Source organism: Idiomarina tyrosinivorans (genome assembly GCF_003987475.1).
Classification (GTDB): Bacteria; Pseudomonadota; Gammaproteobacteria; order Enterobacterales; family Alteromonadaceae; genus Idiomarina; species Idiomarina tyrosinivorans.
This window is the reverse complement of sequence record NZ_PIQH01000002.1, coordinates 1-21,669: the sequence shown is the minus strand read 5'-3', so window position 1 is coordinate 21,669 and position 21,669 is coordinate 1. Positions and strand designations below refer to the sequence as shown.

At 49.2% G+C, this 21,669-nt stretch carries 14 protein-coding genes, 1 tRNA gene and 3 rRNA genes; 14 read left to right on the top strand and 4 right to left on the bottom strand.

The annotated features are described in order from the left end of the window. Window positions 1–1,515 carry an FMN-binding glutamate synthase family protein gene (locus tag CWI84_RS02055; RefSeq protein ID WP_126840929.1) on the top strand — a complete coding sequence of 505 codons (1,515 nt, stop codon included), beginning with the start codon at window positions 1–3 and terminating at the stop codon, window positions 1,513–1,515. Here CWI84_RS02055 and CWI84_RS02050 read toward each other — a convergent pair. Further along, entirely contained in the window at window positions 1,512–2,426 is a 915-nt protein-coding gene (locus CWI84_RS02050) for a hydrogen peroxide-inducible genes activator (protein WP_126840928.1), read from the bottom strand. The two genes, CWI84_RS02055 and CWI84_RS02050, sit on opposite strands and share 4 nt — an antisense overlap. A gap of 134 nt (window positions 2,427–2,560) precedes the next feature. Here CWI84_RS02050 and CWI84_RS02045 point away from each other — a divergent pair, with 134 nt between their 5' ends. The 6 genes from CWI84_RS02045 (at window position 2,561) to CWI84_RS02020 (ending at window position 8,127) form a co-directional block, all read left to right on the top strand. Further along, a complete protein-coding gene (locus CWI84_RS02045) occupies window positions 2,561–3,106 on the top strand; it encodes a peroxiredoxin (protein WP_126840927.1) in 546 nt (181 codons plus the stop codon). Between the two features lie 21 nt (window positions 3,107–3,127). After that, window positions 3,128–3,658 (top strand): carboxymuconolactone decarboxylase family protein, encoded by a 531-nt coding sequence (locus tag CWI84_RS02040; RefSeq protein WP_126840926.1) that lies wholly within the window; start codon window positions 3,128–3,130, stop codon window positions 3,656–3,658. 95 nt (window positions 3,659–3,753) lie between these two features. Further along, window positions 3,754–5,028 (top strand): Zn-dependent hydrolase, encoded by a 1,275-nt coding sequence (locus CWI84_RS02035; protein ID WP_126840925.1) that lies wholly within the window; start codon window positions 3,754–3,756, stop codon window positions 5,026–5,028. Window positions 5,029–5,092: 64 nt separating this feature from the next. Then, window positions 5,093–6,520 (top strand): cytochrome c oxidase accessory protein CcoG, encoded by a 1,428-nt coding sequence (gene ccoG, locus CWI84_RS02030; RefSeq protein ID WP_126840924.1) that lies wholly within the window; start codon window positions 5,093–5,095, stop codon window positions 6,518–6,520. Next, on the top strand, window positions 6,492–7,484 hold the full coding sequence (locus tag CWI84_RS02025) for a serine/threonine protein kinase (protein WP_126840923.1): 993 nt from the start codon (window positions 6,492–6,494) through the stop codon (window positions 7,482–7,484). Before ccoG ends, CWI84_RS02025 begins: the two co-directional genes overlap by 29 nt. Window positions 7,485–7,503: 19 nt before the next feature. After that, window positions 7,504–8,127 (top strand): thiol:disulfide interchange protein DsbA/DsbL, encoded by a 624-nt coding sequence (locus tag CWI84_RS02020; RefSeq protein ID WP_126840922.1) that lies wholly within the window; start codon window positions 7,504–7,506, stop codon window positions 8,125–8,127. Between the two features lie 166 nt (window positions 8,128–8,293). On the opposite strand, the gene CWI84_RS02015 is transcribed toward CWI84_RS02020, so the two are convergent. Both CWI84_RS02015 and CWI84_RS02010 read right to left on the bottom strand, forming a co-directional pair. Beyond that, window positions 8,294–9,502, bottom strand: a complete 1,209-nt coding sequence (locus tag CWI84_RS02015; RefSeq protein WP_198674473.1) for a mechanosensitive ion channel family protein — start codon at window positions 9,500–9,502, stop codon at window positions 8,294–8,296. 8 nt (window positions 9,503–9,510) lie between these two features. Further along, the gene (locus CWI84_RS02010) at window positions 9,511–10,407 is read right to left on the bottom strand and encodes an acyltransferase (protein ID WP_126840921.1); all 897 of its coding nucleotides are present in this window, start codon (window positions 10,405–10,407) and stop codon (window positions 9,511–9,513) included. 126 nt (window positions 10,408–10,533) lie between these two features. Between CWI84_RS02010 and CWI84_RS02005 the strand changes: the two genes are divergently transcribed. The 3 genes from CWI84_RS02005 to CWI84_RS01995 are packed head-to-tail and all read left to right on the top strand — an operon-like array spanning window position 10,534 to window position 15,619. Next, on the top strand, window positions 10,534–11,142 hold the full coding sequence (locus tag CWI84_RS02005) for an ImuA family protein (RefSeq protein WP_126840920.1): 609 nt from the start codon (window positions 10,534–10,536) through the stop codon (window positions 11,140–11,142). Continuing rightward, the gene (locus tag CWI84_RS02000; protein WP_126840919.1) at window positions 11,139–12,545 is read left to right on the top strand and encodes a Y-family DNA polymerase; all 1,407 of its coding nucleotides are present in this window, start codon (window positions 11,139–11,141) and stop codon (window positions 12,543–12,545) included. The genes CWI84_RS02005 and CWI84_RS02000 overlap by 4 nt, the downstream gene beginning before the upstream one ends. Next, a complete protein-coding gene (locus CWI84_RS01995) occupies window positions 12,545–15,619 on the top strand; it encodes an error-prone DNA polymerase (protein ID WP_126840918.1) in 3,075 nt (1,024 codons plus the stop codon). Before CWI84_RS02000 ends, CWI84_RS01995 begins: the two co-directional genes overlap by 1 nt. On the opposite strand, the gene CWI84_RS01990 is transcribed toward CWI84_RS01995, so the two are convergent. Beyond that, window positions 15,620–16,165, bottom strand: coding sequence for a gamma carbonic anhydrase family protein (locus tag CWI84_RS01990; protein ID WP_126840917.1), 546 nt, complete (start codon window positions 16,163–16,165; stop codon window positions 15,620–15,622). Window positions 16,166–16,626: 461 nt separating this feature from the next. On the opposite strand from CWI84_RS01990, the gene CWI84_RS01985 reads away from it, so the two are divergent. The 4 genes from CWI84_RS01985 to rrf all read left to right on the top strand — a co-directional run. Next, a 16S ribosomal RNA gene (locus tag CWI84_RS01985) occupies window positions 16,627–18,169 on the top strand. 162 nt (window positions 18,170–18,331) lie between these two features. Beyond that, window positions 18,332–18,408, top strand: a tRNA-Ile gene (locus CWI84_RS01980). A 153-nt stretch (window positions 18,409–18,561) separates the two neighbouring features. Then, a 23S ribosomal RNA gene (locus CWI84_RS01975) occupies window positions 18,562–21,454 on the top strand. Between the two features lie 100 nt (window positions 21,455–21,554). After that, window positions 21,555–21,669 (top strand): 5S ribosomal RNA (gene rrf, locus CWI84_RS01970); the annotation flags it as partial.

Here is a 21,669-nt window from a genome sequence, read left to right as displayed (position 1 = left end):
ATGGAATCTCTAGGCATACTGAATAACCACACGCTACTCGTTATTGCGCAGTGGTTGGTGGGAATATTCGTTCTAGCGTTAGTTGTTGGCCTGCTGTCCATAGCAGTGATGTACGTGGTCGACAAAATGCAAACAAAGCATACCATCCGCCGGAATTACCCGGTGGTTGGTCGCTTTCGTTATATTTTCGAGCGCATGGGCGAGTTTTTGCGGCAATACTTCTTTGCTATGGACCGCGAAGAAATGCCGTTCAACCGAGCACAGCGCAGTTGGGTGTATCGGGCGGCAAAAAATGCTGACCGCACCGTCGCTTTTGGTTCCACGCGTGACTTAACCCGCACCGGAACCATTATTTTTAGTAATAGCCCTTATCCACCGCTTGCCGAAGAAAATACCAAGCCGCGCCCCATTCAAATCGGCCCGTATTGTGATACCCCCTACTCACCAAGTTCATACTTTCATATTTCTGGCATGAGTTATGGAGCGCTGTCGCCCGTTGCGGTAAAAGCGCTATCACACGGTGCAAAGCTGGCGCAATGTTGGATGAACACTGGCGAAGGCGGCTTATCGCCCTATCACCTCAGTGGTGGTTGCGATATTGTATTTCAAATCGGTACCGCGAAATATGGTGTTCGAACGGATGATGGCAAGCTTGATGAAGGCCGTTTAGCCGAGCTGGGTCGCCATGAAAACATCAAAATGTTTGAGGTTAAGCTAAGCCAAGGCGCAAAGCCTGGCAAAGGTGGCATTCTTCCAGCGAAAAAGGTGAATCAGGAAATTGCCCGAATTCGTGGTATTCCTGAGGGGCAAGATTCGATCAGCCCCAATCGCCACCCTGAAATTAGCAACAACGAAGAGCTGTTAGATTTTATTGCTAAGGTGCGCAAAATCACCGGTAAGCCCACCGGCTTTAAGTTCGTGATGGGTGACCCATCTTGGATTGATGAGCTCATCGATAGTATTTTAGCGCGCGGAGATGAGTCCGCACCTGACTTTATTACGTTAGATAGTGCTGACGGCGGTACCGGTGCAGCACCGCAGCCGCTCATTGATTATGTCGGATTAAAAGTCACCGAGAGCCTGCCTATTTTAATTGATAAGCTTACCGAAGCCGGCTTGCACGAGCGCATTCGGGTCATCGTCTCGGGCAAAATGATTTCTCCAGCAGACGTTGCTTGGGCGCTCGCCATAGGGGCTGACTTTATTGTTTCGGCGCGTGGCTTTATGTTTGCCTTAGGCTGCATACAGGCGATGCAATGTAACAAAAACACCTGCCCCACAGGGGTTACGACACACGACCCGCGCTTGCAGAAAGGGCTAGACCCAGCCGACAAATCGGTTCGTGTTGCCAATTATCACAAGTATCTCGAGTACGGTGTGAATATTATTGGCCACTCTTGTGGTGTCGAAGATCCACGCCAGCTTACGCGCAAGCATGCCCGAGTGATCAAACCGGATGGCGAGAGCATTTCGCTGGCAGAGCGTTACCCACTGCCAGCCATTCGACGCCGCTAATTCAGCGTGTTTTCTGGAAGCAGGCCAGCAATTTCCTCGGCGACCTTACGGAAGGTTTGGCGGCGACTGGTGGTTGGCCGATAAACTAAACCAATCTCCCGAGCGGCATCCTGGCCAATCGGTTTTAATGCAATCAAATCTGTGCCTTGTAGAATGCCTTTATCAATTGCCATTTGCGGAATAAAGGTTGCGCCTAAACGGGCATCGGCCATCTGCACCAAACTGTGCAAGCTGGTCGCGGTGAACGGATTTACTTTGGTTGATTCAGTTAACTGGCAAGCGGAAACTGCGTGACCGGTCAAACAGTGTTCTTTCTCTAATAAGAAAATACTGCGATCCGGCAGCTGGTCGTAATCGACGGGCTCCCTGATGGTTTCCGCCAGCGATTTGTGCATAACCAGTTTAAACGGGTCGCGACCCAGTACCCACTTCTGATTACCATGTAAATCCATCGGTAGGGCGAGTACCAGTACGTCTAAATCACCGTTGGCTAAGCTGTTGAGCAAGTTGTTGGTGGTGTCTTCACAAATATCCAGCGTCAGCTTAGGAAATTTTTCCAGTAACTGCTTACTTAAAGTACCAATCAAGAAGGGAGCGATGGTAGGAATGCAGCCTAATCGTAGTGGCCCTTCCATGACGTTGCCCTGACTTTGGGCAAAATTCAGTAACTCTTCGGTGGAGCTAATGATCTCACGAGCTGACTCCACTACCTGTTCGCCCATTCCAGTAAACAGAAATGACTTATGGTCGCGTTCGATCAATTGGCAATTGAGTTGCTCTTCCAAGTTTTGGATCCCGCTACTGAGCGTCGACTGGCTGACATTACAGGCTGCCGCAGCACGGTTGAAATTTTTGTGTTGGTGTAACGCCAATAAGTAACTAAGATTTTTTAAACTGGGTAGCTTGCTCATAAATCATTCTCCTTGATTGGTCTTTTCGATTATAACAATAGTTTTTGTTCGTTTTAAATGATTAACCAATCAAATTATTATCCTCCTCGACATAAACAACATCCCATTCAACGTTTTTCGAGGAGTAACAAACGATGTTAACTGTAGGCGATAAATTACCTAACTTCAGCGTAGTAGCAGCAAAACCTGGCTTTAATATGCCAGAAGAAAATGGTGAGAGTGCTTTTGAAACGATCACCGAAGAAAGTTTTGCCGGTAAATGGAAAATCATTTTCTTCTATCCAAAAGATTTCACCTTTGTTTGCCCAACCGAGATTGTTGAATTTGCCAAACTCAATGAAGAGTTCGCTGACCGCGATGCGATTGTTATGGGTGGTAGCACAGACAATGAATTCGTGAAGTTGGCATGGCGCCGTGAACACCCAGATCTTGACCGCTTGAATCAGTATTCGTTTGCCGACTCAGGTGACTTAGTGGATGGTTTAGGCGTACGTGATAAGGCAGAAAACGTTGCGCTACGCGCCACCTTTGTGGTGGATCCACACAACGTTATCCAGCACGTATCGGTGAACAACTTGAACGTGGGCCGAAACCCGGCAGAAATTCTGCGTATTCTCGACGGTTTACAAACTGACGAGCTATGCCCTTGTAACCGCGCTGTGGGCGGCGATACCTTGTAATTAGAAATGAGAGACGCGCATATGAGTATTGCAAATTTTAAACAGCAGCTAGGCGACCATGGCAAAGATACCAAACTTAACCTATCGAGCTTGTTTGGTAATATCGAAACCAGTGGCCTAAGCCAACAGCAATTTTATGGTACTGCGTTGGCGCTGGCATACAGCCTGAACCATCAACAACTGATCGATACCGTTGAAGCGGAAGCGGCTGATCAAATTGATGACAACGTAAAAGGCGCGGCGAAGCTCGCCGCAACATTGATGGCGATGAATAATGTCTACTACCGCTTTGTTCACTTAGCATCTGACAAGCAGTTTGCGACGATGCCTGCCGGACTGCGGATGAACGGCATGGCGAATCCCGGCGTGGCAAAAACTGACTTTGAGATGTTCTCGCTTGCAGTTTCGGCGCTCAACGGTTGTGGCTTATGCATTGATTCGCATGTGAAAACGCTTCAGCAACATGACGTTTCTGCCCAAGCCATCCAGTCGTTGATTAAGCTGGCTGCGGTGCTAAACGCGGCGAAAACGGCTCGTGTTTTAGCTGCTTAAGGTTACCCTAAAGTTTACAGCCCGTACTTTGTTACGGGCTTTTTTTTTGCCCGCAGTGTCCTACGCTTAATGCATAAGCAAGAAAAGGAGTCGCTATGACAAGCGTTGACGGTTCAAGACTGAAAAAGACCTTACTAGAAATGTCGCAGTTTGGTTACAACGAGCAGGATCACGGGGTCTATCGTTGGGGCTTTACCGAGGCTGATATGGCGGTGCGCAAATGGTTATTGGAGCAGACCAAAGCCGAGGGTTTCGAAAGCTTTATGGATGGGGCAGGCAATGTTTTTTTCGGGCTTGGGGACTTCCACCAAGCGCCAGCCATTTTAATGGGTTCACACGCCGATACCGTTCCGGCGGGGGGAATTTTTGACGGCGCCTTAGGTGTGGTTGCCGGTTGGGAAGTTTTGCGTGTTTTGCAGCAGAGTGATACGCCATTATCAACGCCGGTCTGGGTGGTTGCCACTGCGGAAGAAGAAGGCCGTTTTGGCGGTATGATGGGATCCCAAGCGATTGCTGGCGCATTAAATCCAGACTGGCTGATGGGCGCACATGATGCCGACGATGTGTACTTAAAGGATGCAATGGCAGAGCAGGGACTAAACGTTATGGATGCTTTAGACGCCGCTTGGCCTCCTGAGCGTTTGAAGGCGTTTTTTGAATTGCACATTGAGCAAGGTCCGGTGCTGTTCAATAAAGACATTCAAATAGGTGCCGTTGAGGGTATTTCTGGTGTGTTTAAGTGGATTGTACATTTAAAAGGTAAAGCCGATCATGCTGGCACTGCGCCAATGAACATGCGCAGTGATGCGTTCATGGGTCTAGCAGATTTTGCTCACGAAATTGAACGGATTATTGCTGAAAATGGTACCGATAAGACTCGAATTACCGTGGGTAAAGTCGATTTAAAACCGGGCAGCCCGCACACCGTGCCCGGCGAGGCAATCTTCACCATCGTTGGGCGAGATATGAGCAATGAGGTGATGAAAGAATTAGCCGACGCTTGCCGAAAAGCGCTCTCAGCGATAGCTCGCAAGCATCGCTTGATGTTCGAATACGAGGAGGTGAGTTGGCTCGCGCCAAAAGACTGCTCCGCGGCGCTCACCGACTTGATTGAAGAAAAAGCCGCAGCGCGCAAACTCAGTTGTCTAAGGATGCCAAGTGGGGCTGGGCACGACACCCAATTTATGGCAGAAATTACCGATGCGGGACTGATTTTTATTCCTTCTGTTAACGGTGTCAGTCACGCCCCAGATGAATGGTCACATTGGCATGATGTCGAGGCAGGTACCAATGTTTTGTTGGATTGCGTGCGCGCAGTAGCAACGGAAACTATCGGTGACAGCTTGGGCCATAAACGTGGCTCAGCGTGATACAGTCTGGGCGCAGTTTACGTTATACTGGCACCCTTGGTAGTCACTCAGATGTGGTCGTGTGATGAAACAAAATATTGAAGTTAAGTCTGCCAAAAGCGTCAAAATTGAGCGCCCTGATCCCTCCAGTCAGCAATCGCGAAGCCGTATTTATGTTCGCGATGTGAAAGGTACTCTAGAGTATTTCCGCCGTAGCTTTGGCTTTATTCTATTGGCAATGTTCGTGCTTATTCCTTGGATAACCTACGATGGTCAGCAAGCGGTGTTGCTGGATATTGGCGAGCAACGGTTTCGAATTTTTGGCATGACCTTGTGGCCACAGGATTTTACCCTTGTCGCGTGGTTCTCTATTGCCGCCGCCTTTGCGTTATTCTTTGTCACCACGCTGTTTGGCCGAGTGTGGTGCGGCTTTATGTGTCCGCAAACCACGTGGACCTTTATTTTTATGTGGTTTGAGAAGAAGTTTGAGGGTTCACGCAACCAACGTATGAAGTTGGACGAGCGTAAAATGGACTTCGATAAGTTCTGGCGTAAAACGGCAAAGCAGACGGCTTGGGTAACGGTGTCGCTGCTAACGGCATTGGTGTTCGTTGGTTACTTTACCGATATTCGCCAACTCTTTATTGATTTCTTCACCTTGAATTGGAGCTTCTGGGCCGCTGGCTCAGTTATTTTCTTTGCTTTTTGCACCTACGGAAATGCTGGTTACATGCGTGAAATCATGTGTACCCACATTTGCCCGTACGCGCGTTTCCAATCCGTGATGTTCGACAAAGACACCTTTACTGTGTCCTATGACGTTGAACGTGGCGAACCGCGAGGCCCTCGTGGACGGAAACAGGATCCTGAGAAACTCGGTTTGGGTGACTGCATCGATTGTAACCTGTGTGTACAAGTGTGCCCGACCGGAATCGATATCCGCAATGGCTTGCAATATGAGTGCATTAACTGTGGGTTGTGTGTAGATGCTTGTAATGGCGTGATGGAAAAAATGCGCTATCCGAAAGGGCTTATTCGGTATACCACGGAGCGCAATCTGAGTGGCAAGGTGACCCGCTTGTTCCGGGCTAAGTCAATTGGCTATTTCATTGGTTTGATCGCGGTCAGTACCCTATTGGTTTGGACCGTTATTTCACGTGTTCCGGTCGATATCGAAGTGATTCGTGACCGCAATCAATTGTTCCACGAAAATATTCAGGGCAATATCGAGAACGTCTACACGCTGAAGCTATCGAACAAGTCGCAGCAGGCGCAAACCTATGAATTGTCGGTTGAAGGTATCGAGAACTATCAGCTGAAAGGCGAAACAGTCCGCCAAGTGGGCGCGGGTGAGGTAGCCAGTGTTCCTGTCACGGTAATTGTGCCGCCACAGCAACTGAAAGAACAGTTCACCGATTTTAACTTTGTGATTCGCTCGCAGGAAAATCCTGATATTGTTGAGCGCCAAACAACCCGGTTTATTTATGACCCAACCCGATTCGGAAGATTTTAGCTTCCAAAATCTGACCCCTGATACCCTAATCAACGCCCTCGAAAGTGTGCAGATTTACCCGGTATCAGGGCTGTTAGCGCTAAATAGTTATGAAAACCGTGTTTATCAGTTCGCTGCTGATGATGGCCGCCGCTATGTCGCGAAGTTCTATCGGCCTGGGCGTTGGAGTACGGAACAGATTCTTGAGGAACATCGCTTTACTCTGGAGTTAGTAGACGATGAAGTACCGGTTGTTGCACCGTTAGCGTTGGCTGGGGAAACCCTTCATCATTACCAAGGGTATCGGTTTTGCGTATTTCCAAGCGTTGGCGGTCGGGCGTTTGAGCCGACTGACCTCGACAGTTTGGAACGCCTGGGACGACAAATTGGCCGACTCCATCGGGTCGCGCAAGCTGCGCCATTTACGCAGCGCCCTTCGTTGAATTACCAAGACTATGTGGCAGATGCAATACCGATGCTTGAGCAAGCGAGCTTATTGCCGGATGCCAATAGAGAGGCGTTCTTTGCTATTATGTATCCGCTAGCAGAGCGGCTGCAGCGTATCTCCTTAGCGGAGTACGATATCCAACGTCTGCACGGCGACTGTCACATCGGCAATGTGCTGGAATATGAACAACAGCTGACGTTCGTGGATCTCGACGATTGTCGCAGTGGACCGGCCGTGCAAGACTTATGGATGATGTTAAACGGTGATCGCCAAGAACAAACCTTACAAATGGATGCACTGTTGTGCGGTTATGAAGATTTTTGCCAGTTTGATAAAAAACAATTAAGCCTAGTGGAACCTTTACGCGGTTTTAGAATCATTCAATATATGGCATGGTTAGCTAAACGTTGGGAAGACCCTGCATTTAAGCGAGCTTTTCCTTGGTTTGCAGAAAACCGTTATTGGGAACAACAGATTTTAGTCATGAAAGAGCAGTTGGCGGCACTTGAGGAGCCACCGATTGCGCTTGGATGGTAGTTAACGTAGGAAATTAAGAATGAAAAAGTGGTTAATAGGTTTTGCCGTAGTTTTGACAACGATGCTAGGTACCGCACAAGCTCAACAGTTTGAAGAGGGTAAACACTTTGAAGTGATTGCTGATAACCCCACTGACAAACCGGTGGTGCAAGAGTACTTCTCGCTTTACTGTGTGCACTGCTACCAGTTTGAGCCAATAGCTGAAGAGATTGCGAAAACCTTTCCTGAGAAATTCGAGAAAATTCACGTTTCGATGATTAACCCAACAGGCGATATGGGGCAGACCATGAGCCGCGCCTATGTTGCAGCAGAAAAGTTGGGCATCGCGCGTAAGTTCATCGATACCGTATTCGACTACCACTTTAAAAAGCGCACCATGCTTACCAGTAAAGAAGATATCCGTAATGTATTTATTGTAAACGGTATCTCGGGTGATGAATTTGATAAGGCAATTGCCAGCTTTTCGGTTCGTGCAACGGCCAGCCAAAACGATCGTATGGCGATGAATTATGATGTTTCCGCGACACCGACGTTCATTGTGAATGGTAAATATAAGTTGTTACCGACAGGGTTTCGCGACAGCGAAGACTTCAGCGGGGACTTTATTAAGTTAATTAAATATCTACTTTCAAATCCAGTGTAAGTGATTGTTATAATAAGAAAGCTCGGCAAAAGGCCGAGCTTTTTTTGCGCTGAATATGCGGAATAGCATATTTTTTTTTGGAAAAGTGGTTGCATTACATGCCGCCATTCTTTACTCTTCATTGCAGGATTAGAAGTACACGGATGTACATTCCTTCCTAAAGCCCCTATTCCTTAACGCTTTTCGATGCTGTTTTATGCAGGTATTGGTAGTGGCGTAGACCGAAGTTGCGCATGCTAGTGTATAGGGTCTCGGTAATTGAAGATTGAATGGCCTCATACCCTGTCCAGTTGGTGTCGGTAGAAAAGCCGTAAAGTTCTAAAGGAATACCCGCAGGCGTAGGCTCTAGCAGTCGTGCTATGGTGGTCATTTGTTTATGAATCTTAGGATGTTGTTGCAAGAACTGATTGGCATAAACACGGAATACCGTGAGGTTTGAGACCGGCTTTTGCAGCTCGTTTTGTGCTAACCAGTCATCCACGTTTTGCTGAAAATAGGTCTCTGTCCATTCACTAAGCGTTTCGTCGTCGACAAGTTCGCTAGTGTCTAAATCGATCATCAATGCACGTTTAATGCGGCGCCCACCAGTATTCACCATGCCCTGCCAGTTTTTGAAAGACTCGTGAATCAGTGCATAAGTGGGCAGGTACACAATCGTCTTATCCCAATTCTCGACCTTTACCGTAATTAATCCGATTTCTAATACGACCCCATCAACTAAATGAGCTGGCACCTCAATCCAGTCGCCGATGGCAACCATGCGATTAGTGGCTAGTTGAACCCCGGCAACGAACCCCATTAGGGTATCGCGGAAAACTAACATCACGATTGCCGTCATAGCACCAATGCCGCTGAGTAAGTACAGTGGCGATTTATTCATAATAATGGCGACGGAGATGATGATAGCGGTCAGTACAATGATCAGTTTGGCGACCTGCACGACCCCTGTGATAGGAACCTCTTTCGCTTTACTGCTGTATTCATAAGCGCATTCAATAACATTCGTTAATGCGGTAAGAATGCTGGTGATAACCCATGTCAGATAGACGGCTACGACAGTCGATGCAGGCTCTTGCCAACTTTTGTAATCGCCGGTGAATACCACGGGTATTGCTGAATAGAGCACAATAACCGGTGCTAGGTTTGCACAACGCCAGAAGAATCCGGTAGTGACCAAAGCGCTATACCAGCGCTCTGGGGCGTGCTTTAGTGCTCGATGGACGCCACGGTTAATAATCAGTTTGAGTATTTGATAGGCCAGAAAGGCAATCACTAGCACAATGGCAAAGTCGATAAGTAGCGTGACTAGATTGAGGTGCTGGTCGACCCCTAACGATTGTAACCACGATTTAATGCTGTCGAACTTTATACTCATAATATCTCCTAGCCCGCTTTTAGTTCGGCAATCTTCTTATCTTTCAGTTGCCAGCGCTGATTTAGCCAGTGCTGAAAGTGCTGGCGAAACGCTGGATCGTTGCCGTAGTCACCGATCAAGTCATCAGTGACTGGCAAGGTTTCGATATCTACCGTCACGGAGTCTAGACGCCCACTCAGCAAATCCCAAATAACGGGTTTGCCGCCATTTTCTGGATAGACAATCGTAATGTCCAAAATGGCATCAAATTGTTTACCCATAATTTGTAAAGAAAACGCCGTACCACCAGCCTTTGGAGGTAACAAATAGGTATAGGGGCTATGTTTCTTTTGATGTTTTTCTGGGGTAAACCGAGTGCCTTCACAAAAATTAATGACCGTGGTGGGTAAATGACGGAATTTTTCGCAAGAACGCCGCGTGGTAGCAATGTCCTTTCCTTGTAAGTGCGGCTTTTTGGCGATCTTATCTTTGCTATAGCGCTTCATAAAGGGCATGTCTAAAGCCCAGCAGCCTAAACCGACAAAGGGTATCCAGAACAACTGTTGTTTTAAGAAAAAGCGCGGCATAGGCATGTGACGCCGAGATAGGTGCATTAACACAAGAATGTCGACCCAGCTCTGGTGGTTACAGATGATCATGTACCAGCGAGATTTCTCTAGCGCGAGATCGCCATTGATATGCCACTGCATGGTGCCGCTAAGTTGAAACAGCAATGACATGGCATAACCCCAAATGCGGAAGGTAGCGTTAGCGAGCGAAGATAATCCGCGTTGCACCAAAGGAATAGGTAGTAGTAGCTTCAAAATACCAATGAGCGATACCAAAGCACCAATCAAAATGGTCCAAAAGAATCCCCAAAATAAATGGACAAATAGGTGTATGGGTATCATTAGCGTACGCCCCATAAGTATTCCTTTTGATCAATCAACGAGTTGCAACAGCTTTCATAATAACTGATGGCGAGGGGCTTGTCTGTTAGCAAAAAATGGTCAACAATATACTGTACATTTATACAGTATTTAGAGGGTCGCATGCAGACAGCATTACAGCAACTGGTCCGCAAAGGCTGGGTCTGGCAAGGACGCGATCAACAGCAATCACCGGCTCAAGAAGCGCATTGTTTGCCGAGTGGCAGCGCCAGGTTAGATCAATTGCTTGGTGGTGGTTGGGCGCCAGGGAGTTTAATCGAATGGCAGTGCCAAACATGGTTCAGCACCGAACTACGATTATTAACATCGTTACTCCGCGCCGTAAAACAGCAGCCTGTGTTTTGGTTAAATCCACCTGCGCGCCCTTCTGCTTTGGGGTTAGCGTCGATGGCTTTGGCAGACAATCAGCATCTGGTGATAGAAACCAACGATAGCCACCAAGCGCAGTGGGCATTTGAGCATATTTTGCAGAGCTCACGGCAAGGCTTGGTGCTCGGCTGGTTTGCTGAATCTTCAGCGGAGGCGGTACGCCGTTGGCATAAAAGTTTGACGCAATCTTCTGCGCTGGCAGTGGTATTACAACCGCATCAGCCACTGGTAGAAGCGCGCGCGTTTAGTCATCGGCTGCGATTATGGAGCGATGATAGCGGTCATTGGTTCGATATTGTTAAGCGTCGTAACGGTTGGCCGGTATCTCAGTTAGCGTTATGAAACGTCAGCATTGGCTTTATTTATATTTGCCGCAGCTCGCGTTAGACCATGGCATGCGTGTGCAGCCGGAGTGGTATACCCAACCGCTGGCTTATATTGATGAAAGCCGACAAAAAATCTTGCAGCGCAATGCTGTCGCTAAGGCGGCGGGTGTACAGGTGGGTATGGCTGTTGCTACTGCGCGCGCGTTAATTCCCGATATCACCATGGTGAACTATCAGCAACAGGCGGAACAACGTATTCGGACGCAGTTAATGGCTTGGCTGTACCGTTGGATTGACCCGATGTACGGTACCAATGATAGCGACATTTTGGTCGATATCGATTCGCTGTTCTCGCTATATCACGATGTCCCAAGCTTAGTGGCGTTGCTGAAAAAGCAGTGCAAAAAAGCTGGCATTAATGTCTTGGTCGGCTATGGCTATAGCCCTTTAGTAGCAAAGCTACTGGCTTTTAATGGCATAGAACTGACAACAAAAGATGAATGCCGAGCGGCGTTACAGGATCTCACGATAGCGCAAACAGATTTACCAGAAGCGGTGAAAAAGCGACTCAACGGCTCAGGAATAAAAACCCTCGCACAATTTATGCAATTACCCGGGGCCGAAATTGGCCGCCGTTTTACGCTTGAAGTATTGCGCTATCATCGCGCACTGCATGGTGAGGAAGCCTTAACTCAAGCCGTATTTCAGCCCGCTCAACAGTTTGATGAAAAAGTTGAGTTATTAGCCGAAGTACAACAGTGGCAGGGCTTGTTGTTTCCGTTAAAACGGCTACTGATGCAATTATCGGAGTTTTTGTACTTACGCCAACAGAGTAGCCGGCAAGTATTGGTCAATGTGATTTATCGCGAGCAAACGCATCCCGCTATTGTGGTGAAAGCTGCGCGCCCTATTTGGCGTTATCAAGATTGGCTAACCCTGTTGAATTTGCAGGTAATGGAAAAAACATTGCCCGCTCCGGCGTTGGGGATCCGGCTCCGTTGTCATCAGTTAGAGGCTTTGAGCAGCGAATCGCCTGAGTTAGTGGCTAATAGTCAACAACAAGGCGATGGTTTGCATGATGTCGTTGGGCGTTTACAAGCACGGTTAGGCGATAGTGCAGTGTGGAGTCCTGCGGCAACCGATGATCCTCGACCAGAAATTGCTGAATACCGCGCCCAACCTTTGGCACAACGCTTTGCTCAACTAAGACGTAAGCGCCCATTGTGGTTATTGCCGCAAGCCCAAGCGATTGATATTGAGCAATGGCAATTTATTCAAGGACCAGAGCGCTTAATCACTGGGTGGTGGGACGCACAGAGTGTTGCCCGTGAGTATTGGCAAGCAAAGGATCCACAACACCGTCGAGCGTGGATTTACTTTGAGCAGGGTCAGTGGTTTTTACAAGGGTGGTTCGCCTAATGCAGTACAGCGAATTACACAGCTTGAGCAATTACAGCTTCTTACGAGCCGCCTCCCACCCTGATGAACTGGTAGCAGAAGCGGATGCACTTGGCTATCAAGCGTTGGCGATTACTGATGAATGTTCAGTGGCGGGTGTAGTCAGAGCATACCGGGAAGCCAAAAAACGAGCAGTTAAGTTGATTGTTGGCAGTGAATTTCAATTGCCAGAGATAGGTGTATTTGTTGTGCTTTGTCCAACACGCAGCGCCTATACCCAACTCTGTCGTTATATCACTAAAGCTCGAGGGCGAGCCGAGAAAGGCCGTTATGACGCACAATTCTTAGATTTTCTTAGTGAGTTTGATGATGCCTTATTACTTTGGTCTCCAGCCCCAGAACTTGAACAAGCGGTAGCGGTCGGCAAGCGCCTGAAAAGCTATTGGCAAGATCGCATGTGGTTGTTGTACGAGCGTCATTATCAAGACAATGATATCGACCAAGTGACTCGGCTAAAAAGCCTACAGCGCAATACTCAGGTTCCGATTGTCTGTGCTGGTGGCGTATTAATGCATCGGGCAGATAGGCAGCCATTGCAAGATACCCTGACTGCGATACGGCTGAACCAGCCTATCAGCGCTTGTTATGCAGAATTACTGACTAATAGTGAGAGACATCTGCGTAGCCTGACTGAACTGCAGCGCTGTTATCCCGATAAGTGGCTAGCAGAAACACAAGTGATCGCCGAGCGTTGCCATTTCTGCTTGAGCGAACTGGCTTACCAATATCCTGCGGAGCTGGTTCCCGAGGGGATATCGGCGAGTGACTATCTGCGTCAACTGACCTATGTCGGGGTAAAAAAGCGCTTTCCCAATGGCCCCTCGGACACCGTAAAGGCGAAAATTGAAAAGGAGCTGGCGCTAATAGCGACGCAGTCGTATGAATACTTCTTCCTAACGATTTACGATTTGGTGCAGTTTGCGCAACAGCGCAATATCCTTTACCAAGGACGTGGCTCGGCGGCTAACTCAGTGGTCTGTTACTGCTTGGAAATTACTGCGGTCAATCCAGACCAAATTGATGTGCTATTTGAGCGTTTCATTTCTGAAGAGCGTGATGAGCCACCAGACATCGATGTGGACTTTGAACATGAGCGGCGCGAAGAAGTTATCCAGTACATCTATCAGAAGTACGGTCGGCAACGTGCCGCTTTAGCTGCTAGCGTTATTACTTACCGTTTTAAAAGTGCTTTCCGTGATGTAGGTAAAGCCTTAGGTTTTACCGAGCAGCAATTACAGCATTACCTACAAAAAATTGACCGGCGGACAAAGGCCCATAGTTGGCAACAGCAACTCATCAGTGATGATCCGACCCTGGCGAACGATCTGCGTGGCCGCTGGTTAATGCAGTTAGTGGATGAAATTCGCGGTTTTCCCCGTCACCTCTCGCAGCACGTGGGTGGCTTTGTGATTGCTGCGACCGAGCTTTCCGAATGGGTACCCACAGAAAACGCGGCAATGGCTGAGAGAACCGTTATCCAATGGGACAAAGACGATTTAGAAACCCTCGGCTTACTCAAAGTTGATGTGCTGGCGCTAGGCATGTTGACGGCGCTACGAAAGATGCTTGAATTGGTTAATCAGCAGCAATCGGAGCCGCTGACGTTAGCGACCATTCCGCAAGAAGACAGTAAGGTTTATCGACGCTTACAGCAGGCCGACTCGATTGGCATTTTTCAGATTGAGTCGCGGGCACAAATGACCATGTTACCACGCCTTAAGCCTGCAACTTTCTATGACTTGGTGATTCAAATTGCGATTGTTAGGCCTGGGCCTATTCAGGGCGATATGGTGCACCCTTACTTGCGACGCCGTAATGGTCAGGAAGCGGTGGATTACCCCAGTGATGAAACACGGCAAGTGTTACAACGTACGTTGGGCGTACCGATTTTTCAGGAACAAGTGATCAAACTGGTTATGGTTGCGGCAGGATTTTCTGGTGGTGAGGCTGACCAGTTGCGGCGAGCGATGGCAACCTGGCGTAGTCGAGGGCAATTAGAGAAATTTTACCGTCGACTGGTTGAAGGAATGACCGCTCGAGGTTATAGCAACGAGTATGCCGAGCGAATATACCAGCAAATTTGTGGCTTTGGCGAGTATGGCTTCCCGGAATCTCATTCCGCGAGTTTTGCGAATTTAGCTTATGCCTCGGCCTGGATGAAAACCTACTACCCCAGTGCCTTTTATGTAGGATTGCTGAACAGTTTACCGATGGGATTCTATTCCGCGTCACAGCTTATTCAAGACGCGCAACGCCACGATATTCTCTTTTTACCAGCAGATATTAATCATAGCCAGTGGGATTACCAGTGGTTGGCTCCGGATGATGCCATCCGAATGGGATTAAGACAGATAGCCGGTGTTTCAGAGTCACGCTTGTTAGACGCGTTAAAGCAACGCCCTGCTGCTGGTTTTAGGAGTATTGATGAGCTCCGCAAATGCGGTTTATCAAGCCATGACATCGATGCGTTAGCGGCCGCCGACGCGTTATTCTCTATTGCTGGGCATCGGCACCAAGCACGCTGGCAAACGTTAGAGCAAAGCGACGACCAATTGGCGTTATTTGATGGTAAAGCGCCTACATCCAGTACAACTGAAATGTTGATGCCGCAAGCCAGCGAAATCGAAGATATCAGTGAAGACTATGCCAGCATGGCGTTGTCGCTTAGGCGTCATCCACTCGCTTTACTAAGAGAACAAGGGCTGCTGCGCGGGATAAAAACCGCCACGGAACTGCCGCATTGTCGTTCTGGCCAAATTGTCACGGTGGTCGGCTTGGTGACCTGTCGGCAGCGTCCCGGCACTAAGAGCGGGGTCACTTTTCTAACCTTAGAGGATGAAACCGGCAACATGAATGTGGTGATTTGGGCGCATACAGCGACACAATTTCGAGTGCCCTATTTAACCAGCCGTTTATTATGGGTTCGGGGTGTGGTGGAAATAAAAGACAATGTTGTGCATGTGATTGCTGGCCGAATCAGGGATGAGACTGAAGCGCTCCGCTTAGAGCGCGTGCAGTCGCGCAACTTCCACTAACTAGATCGGATGTACATCAATAAAGTATTCGTCTTTCAAGGCAACATAGTTGCTCGCGGACACACGTAAGAACTCTCGTTCTTTATCGGTTAATGGACGTTTTTGTTGGACTGGACTGCCAACGTATAAATACCCACTTTCTAGTACTTTGCTAGGCGGCACCAAACTACCGGCACCAATGATGACATCATCTTCAACCACGGCACCATCCATTATGGTTGCCGACATCCCAACCAATATGCGGTGACCTAAGCGGCAACCGTGGAGCATAACGTGATGCCCTACTGTAACGTCATCACCAATAATTAACGGGTGCCCTTCGGGTAATGATGGAGACTTACGGGTTACATGAAGCACTGAACCGTCTTGAATGTTGGTGCGTTCGCCAATCACAATTTTATTCACGTCGCCCCGAGCGGCAACCAGCGGCCAGATACTGGAGTCGTTACCTACTTCAACTGCGCCAACAAGCACTGAACTAGGGTCGACATAAACCCGTTCGCCTAGCCACGGCTCAATTCCACGATAACTTCTACTATCAGCCATCAGTTTCTCCCTTATAAACATTCACCACGGAATACCCTATATACTGTATACCAAAATCGCTAATACTGCTTATTCTGTATAGAAATAAAGCGGATTGACGAAAAACCCAGCGAACGACAAAAAAAGCAAAGAAATCTCTGAAAAAGCGCTTGACGGGACAAGTTAAATCTCTAAAATGCGCCCCACGTTTGAGGCAGGCAACGAAGCCGCTAAAAACAGCAGTTTTCTGAAAAACAAATTTGCAAAAGGTGTTGACAGAAAATTGCGGGTGTGTAGAATACGCACCTCTTCGCAGCGAGGCTGCGAAACGTTCTTTAACAACATAATCAAGCCAAGCAAACTGTGTGGGCACTTATCGTTTGTTGTTGTGCAGAAGAAATTGTACTAAGACGACAAATGAATGAAGTGTTCGAGCTAGAAATAGCAAAGCACACGTAATTCATTGAGTTGATTAAGCTTTTAAATTGAAGAGTTTGATCATGGCTCAGATTGAACGCTGGCGGCAGGCCTAACACATGCAAGTCGAGCGGTAACAGGAAGAAGCTTGCTTCTTTGCTGACGAGCGGCGGACGGGTGAGTAATACTTGGGAACTTGCCTGATGGAGGGGGATAACTACGGGAAACTGTAGCTAATACCGCATAATGTCTACGGACCAAAGCGGGGGCTCTTCGGACCTCGTGCCATCAGATGGGCCCAAGCGGGATTAGCTAGTTGGTAAGGTAACGGCTTACCAAGGCGACGATCCCTAGCTGTTCTGAGAGGATGATCAGCCACACTGGGACTGAGACACGGCCCAGACTCCTACGGGAGGCAGCAGTGGGGAATATTGCACAATGGGGGGAACCCTGATGCAGCCATGCCGCGTGTGTGAAGAAGGCCTTCGGGTTGTAAAGCACTTTCAGTGGTGAGGAAGGCCAGTAGCTTAATACGTTACTGGATTGACGTTAGCCACAGAAGAAGCACCGGCTAACTCCGTGCCAGCAGCCGCGGTAATACGGAGGGTGCAAGCGTTAATCGGAATTACTGGGCGTAAAGCGTACGTAGGCGGTGTGTTAAGCAAGATGTGAAAGCCCCGGGCTCAACCTGGGAATGGCATTTTGAACTGGCACGCTAGAGTCCTGAAGAGGGTGGTAGAATTTCCAGTGTAGCGGTGAAATGCGTAGAGATTGGAAGGAATACCGGTGGCGAAGGCGGCCACCTGGTCAGAGACTGACGCTGAGGTACGAAAGCGTGGGGAGCAAACAGGATTAGATACCCTGGTAGTCCACGCCGTAAACGATGTCGACTAGTTGTTCGTGACATAAAGGTCGTGAGTAACGCAGCTAACGCACTAAGTCGACCGCCTGGGGAGTACGGCCGCAAGGTTAAAACTCAAATGAATTGACGGGGGCCCGCACAAGCGGTGGAGCATGTGGTTTAATTCGATGCAACGCGAAGAACCTTACCATCCCTTGACATCCAGTGAATTATTTAGAGATAGATAAGTGCCTTCGGGAACACTGAGACAGGTGCTGCATGGCTGTCGTCAGCTCGTGTTGTGAGATGTTGGGTTAAGTCCCGCAACGAGCGCAACCCTTATCCTTAGTTGCCAGCGGTTCGGCCGGGAACTCTAGGGAGACTGCCGGTGATAAACCGGAGGAAGGTGGGGACGACGTCAAGTCATCATGGCCCTTACGGGATGGGCTACACACGTGCTACAATGGCGCGTACAAAGGGCAGCGAGCCTGCGAGGGTGAGCGAATCTCATAAAGCGCGTCGTAGTCCGGATTGGAGTCTGCAACTCGACTCCATGAAGTCGGAATCGCTAGTAATCGTGGATCAGAATGCCACGGTGAATACGTTCCCGGGCCTTGTACACACCGCCCGTCACACCATGGGAGTGGGCTGCACCAGAAGTGGTTAGTTTAACCTTCGGGAGAACGATCACCACGGTGTGGTTCATGACTGGGGTGAAGTCGTAACAAGGTAGCCGTAGGGGAACCTGCGGCTGGATCACCTCCTTACATACGCACAACAAGATAAGTGCTCACACAGATTGCTTGGATTGATTAATCAGAGAAGAGATAACTGGGTCTGTAGCTCAGCTGGTTAGCGCGCACCTGTCCCTGAGAAAGCGGGTGAGGTCGCAGCGACCGAAAGCGAGTTGCAGATGTGGGACAAATACTGGGTCTGTAGCTCAGCTGGTTAGAGCGCACCCCTGATAAGGGTGAGGTCGGTAGTTCAAGTCTACTCAGACCCACCAAATTTGAACGATGGCTGCGTTGTTCGGGTACTCGCATGGTAGTCCATGCTTCGCACCCTCACGCCTTGCCCTCCTTCAAATTCAAGTTTCTTCGGTTATGCCGAGAAATCCCTTATCAGAATTTGCCGCGATGTTGAACTTTTGGTGTTGTATGGTTAAGTGACTAAGCGTACACGGTGGATGCCTAGGCAGTTGGAGGCGATGAAGGACGTACTAACTTGCGATAAGCCATGACGAGGCAGTAAGAGCCGTTATCAGTCATGGATTTCCGAATGGGGCAACCCACTCTGTTTACAGAGTATCCGATGTTGAATCTATAGACATCTGGAGGCGAACCCGGAGAACTGAAACATCTAAGTACCCGGAGGAAAAGAAATCAACCGAGATTTCCCTAGTAGCGGCGAGCGAACGGGAAGCAGCCCTTAAGTCAGCGATGTGTTAGCGGAATCTGTTGGGAAGCAGAGCCATAGACGGTGATAGCCCGGTACGCGAAGATGCATCATTGATGAAAACGAGTAGGTCGGGACACGTGTTATCTTGACTGAATATGGGGGGACCATCCTCCAAGGCTAAATACTCCCAACTGACCGATAGTGAACCAGTACCGTGAGGGAAAGGCGAAAAGAACCCCGGCGAGGGGAGTGAAATAGAACCTGAAACCGTGTACGTACAAGCAGTAGGAGCCTTTAGGGGTGACTGCGTACCTTTTGTATAATGGGTCAGCGACTTATATTTTGTAGCAAGGTTAACCGCATAGGGTAGCCGTAGGGAAACCGAGTCTTAACTGGGCGTTGAGTTGCAAGGTATAGACCCGAAACCGGGCGATCTAGCCATGAGCAGGTTGAAGATTGAGTAACATCAATTGGAGGACCGAACCCACTAATGTTGAAAAATTAGGGGATGACTTGTGGCTTGGAGTGAAAGGCTAATCAAGCCCGGAGATAGCTGGTTCTCCCCGAAAGCTATTTAGGTAGCGCCTCGGACGAATACCTACGGGGGTAGAGCACTGTTTGGGCTAGGGGGTCATCCCGACTTACCAACCCCATGCAAACTCCGAATACCGTAGAGTACTATCCGGGAGACACACGGCGGGTGCTAACGTCCGTCGTGGAGAGGGAAACAACCCAGACCGCCAGCTAAGGTCCCAAAGTAATGGCTCAGTGGGAAACGATGTGGGAAGGCACAGACAGCTAGGAGGTTGGCTTAGAAGCAGCCACCCTTTAAAGAAAGCGTAATAGCTCACTAGTCGAGTCGGCCTGCGCGGAAGATGTAACGGGGCTAAGCCATTCACCGAAGCTGCGGCAGCGTGTATCGTTCGCGGTATGTGCTGGGTAGGGGAGCGTTCTGTAAGCGGAAGAAGGTGTGTTGAGAAGCATGCTGGACGTATCAGAAGTGCGAATGCTGACATGAGTAACGATAATGCGGGTGAAAAACCCGCACGCCGGAAGACCAAGGTTTCCTATCCCATGCTAATCAGGGTAGGGTAAGTCGGCCCCTAAGGCGAGGCCGAGAGGCGTAGTCGATGGGAATCAGGTTAATATTCCTGAACCGACATGTACTGCGATGGGGGGACGGAGAAGGCTAGGTGGGCCAGGCGTTGGTAGTCCTGGTGAAAGTCAGTAGGCTTGCAGTTTAGGTAAATCCGGACTGCTCTAAGGCCGAGAGACGAGACGAGCACCTACGGGTGCGAAGCCATTGATGCCCTGCTTCCAGGAAAAGCCTCTAAGCTTCAGGTACATGTTGACCGTACCCGAAACCGACACAGGTGGTCAGGTAGAGAATACTAAGGCGCTTGAGAGAACTCGGGTGAAGGAACTAGGCAAAATAGTACCGTAACTTCGGGAGAAGGTACGCCACTGCTGGTGAAGACTTCGCGTTGTAAGCTAGTGGTGGTCGCAGTGACCAGGTGGCTGGGACTGTTTATTAAAAACACAGCACTCTGCAAACACGAAAGTGGACGTATAGGGTGTGACACCTGCCCGGTGCCGGAAGGTTAATTGATGGGGTTAGCGTAAGCGAAGCTCTTGATCGAAGCCCCGGTAAACGGCGGCCGTAACTATAACGGTCCTAAGGTAGCGAAATTCCTTGTCGGGTAAGTTCCGACCTGCACGAATGGTGTAACCATGGCCACGCTGTCTCCACCCGAGACTCAGTGAAATTGAAATCGCTGTGAAGATGCAGTGTACCCGCGGCTAGACGGAAAGACCCCGTGAACCTTTACTACAGCTTGGCACTGAACATTGAACCTACATGTGCAGGATAGGTGGGAGGCTATGAAACGTTGGCGCTAGTTGACGTGGAGCCGACCTTGAAATACCACCCTTGTATGTTTGATGTTCTAACTTAGCACCTGAAACGGGTGTGAGGACAGTGCCTGGTGGGTAGTTTGACTGGGGCGGTCTCCTCCCAAAGAGTAACGGAGGAGCACGAAGGTTGGCTAAGTACGGTCGGACATCGTACGGTTAGTGCAATGGCAAAAGCCAGCTTAACTGCGAGACAGACACGTCGAGCAGATACGAAAGTAGGTCATAGTGATCCGGTGGTTCTGAATGGAAGGGCCATCGCTCAACGGATAAAAGGTACTCCGGGGATAACAGGCTGATACCGCCCAAGAGTTCATATCGACGGCGGTGTTTGGCACCTCGATGTCGGCTCATCACATCCTGGGGCTGAAGTCGGTCCCAAGGGTATGGCTGTTCGCCATTTAAAGTGGTACGCGAGCTGGGTTTAGAACGTCGTGAGACAGTTCGGTCCCTATCTGCCGTGGGCGTTTGAGAGTTGAGAGGAGCTGCTCCTAGTACGAGAGGACCGGAGTGGACGAACCTCTGGTGTTCCGGTTGTCACGCCAGTGGCACTGCCGGGTAGCTATGTTCGGAATCGATAACCGCTGAAAGCATCTAAGCGGGAAGCGAGCCTCGAGATGAGCTCTCACTAGCACGTAAGTGCTCTGAAGGGTTGTTGAAGACGACGACGTTGATAGGCAGGGTGTGGAAGCGCTGTAAGGCGTTGAGCTAACCTGTACTAATTGCCCGTGAGGCTTAACCATACAACACCGAAGGTGTTTAGGAGCTGAAGCTTGATAAGGCTTCACAAGAAGGCTCAAGAGAGTGGCGACAATCAGTTTTTTACATGTTGAACAGTTTATGTCTGGCGGCCATAGCGGTGTGGCACCACCTGAATCCATTCCGAACTCAGTAGTGAAACGCACCAGCGCCGATGGTAGTGTGGGGTTTCCCCATGTGAGAGTAGGACACCGCCAGA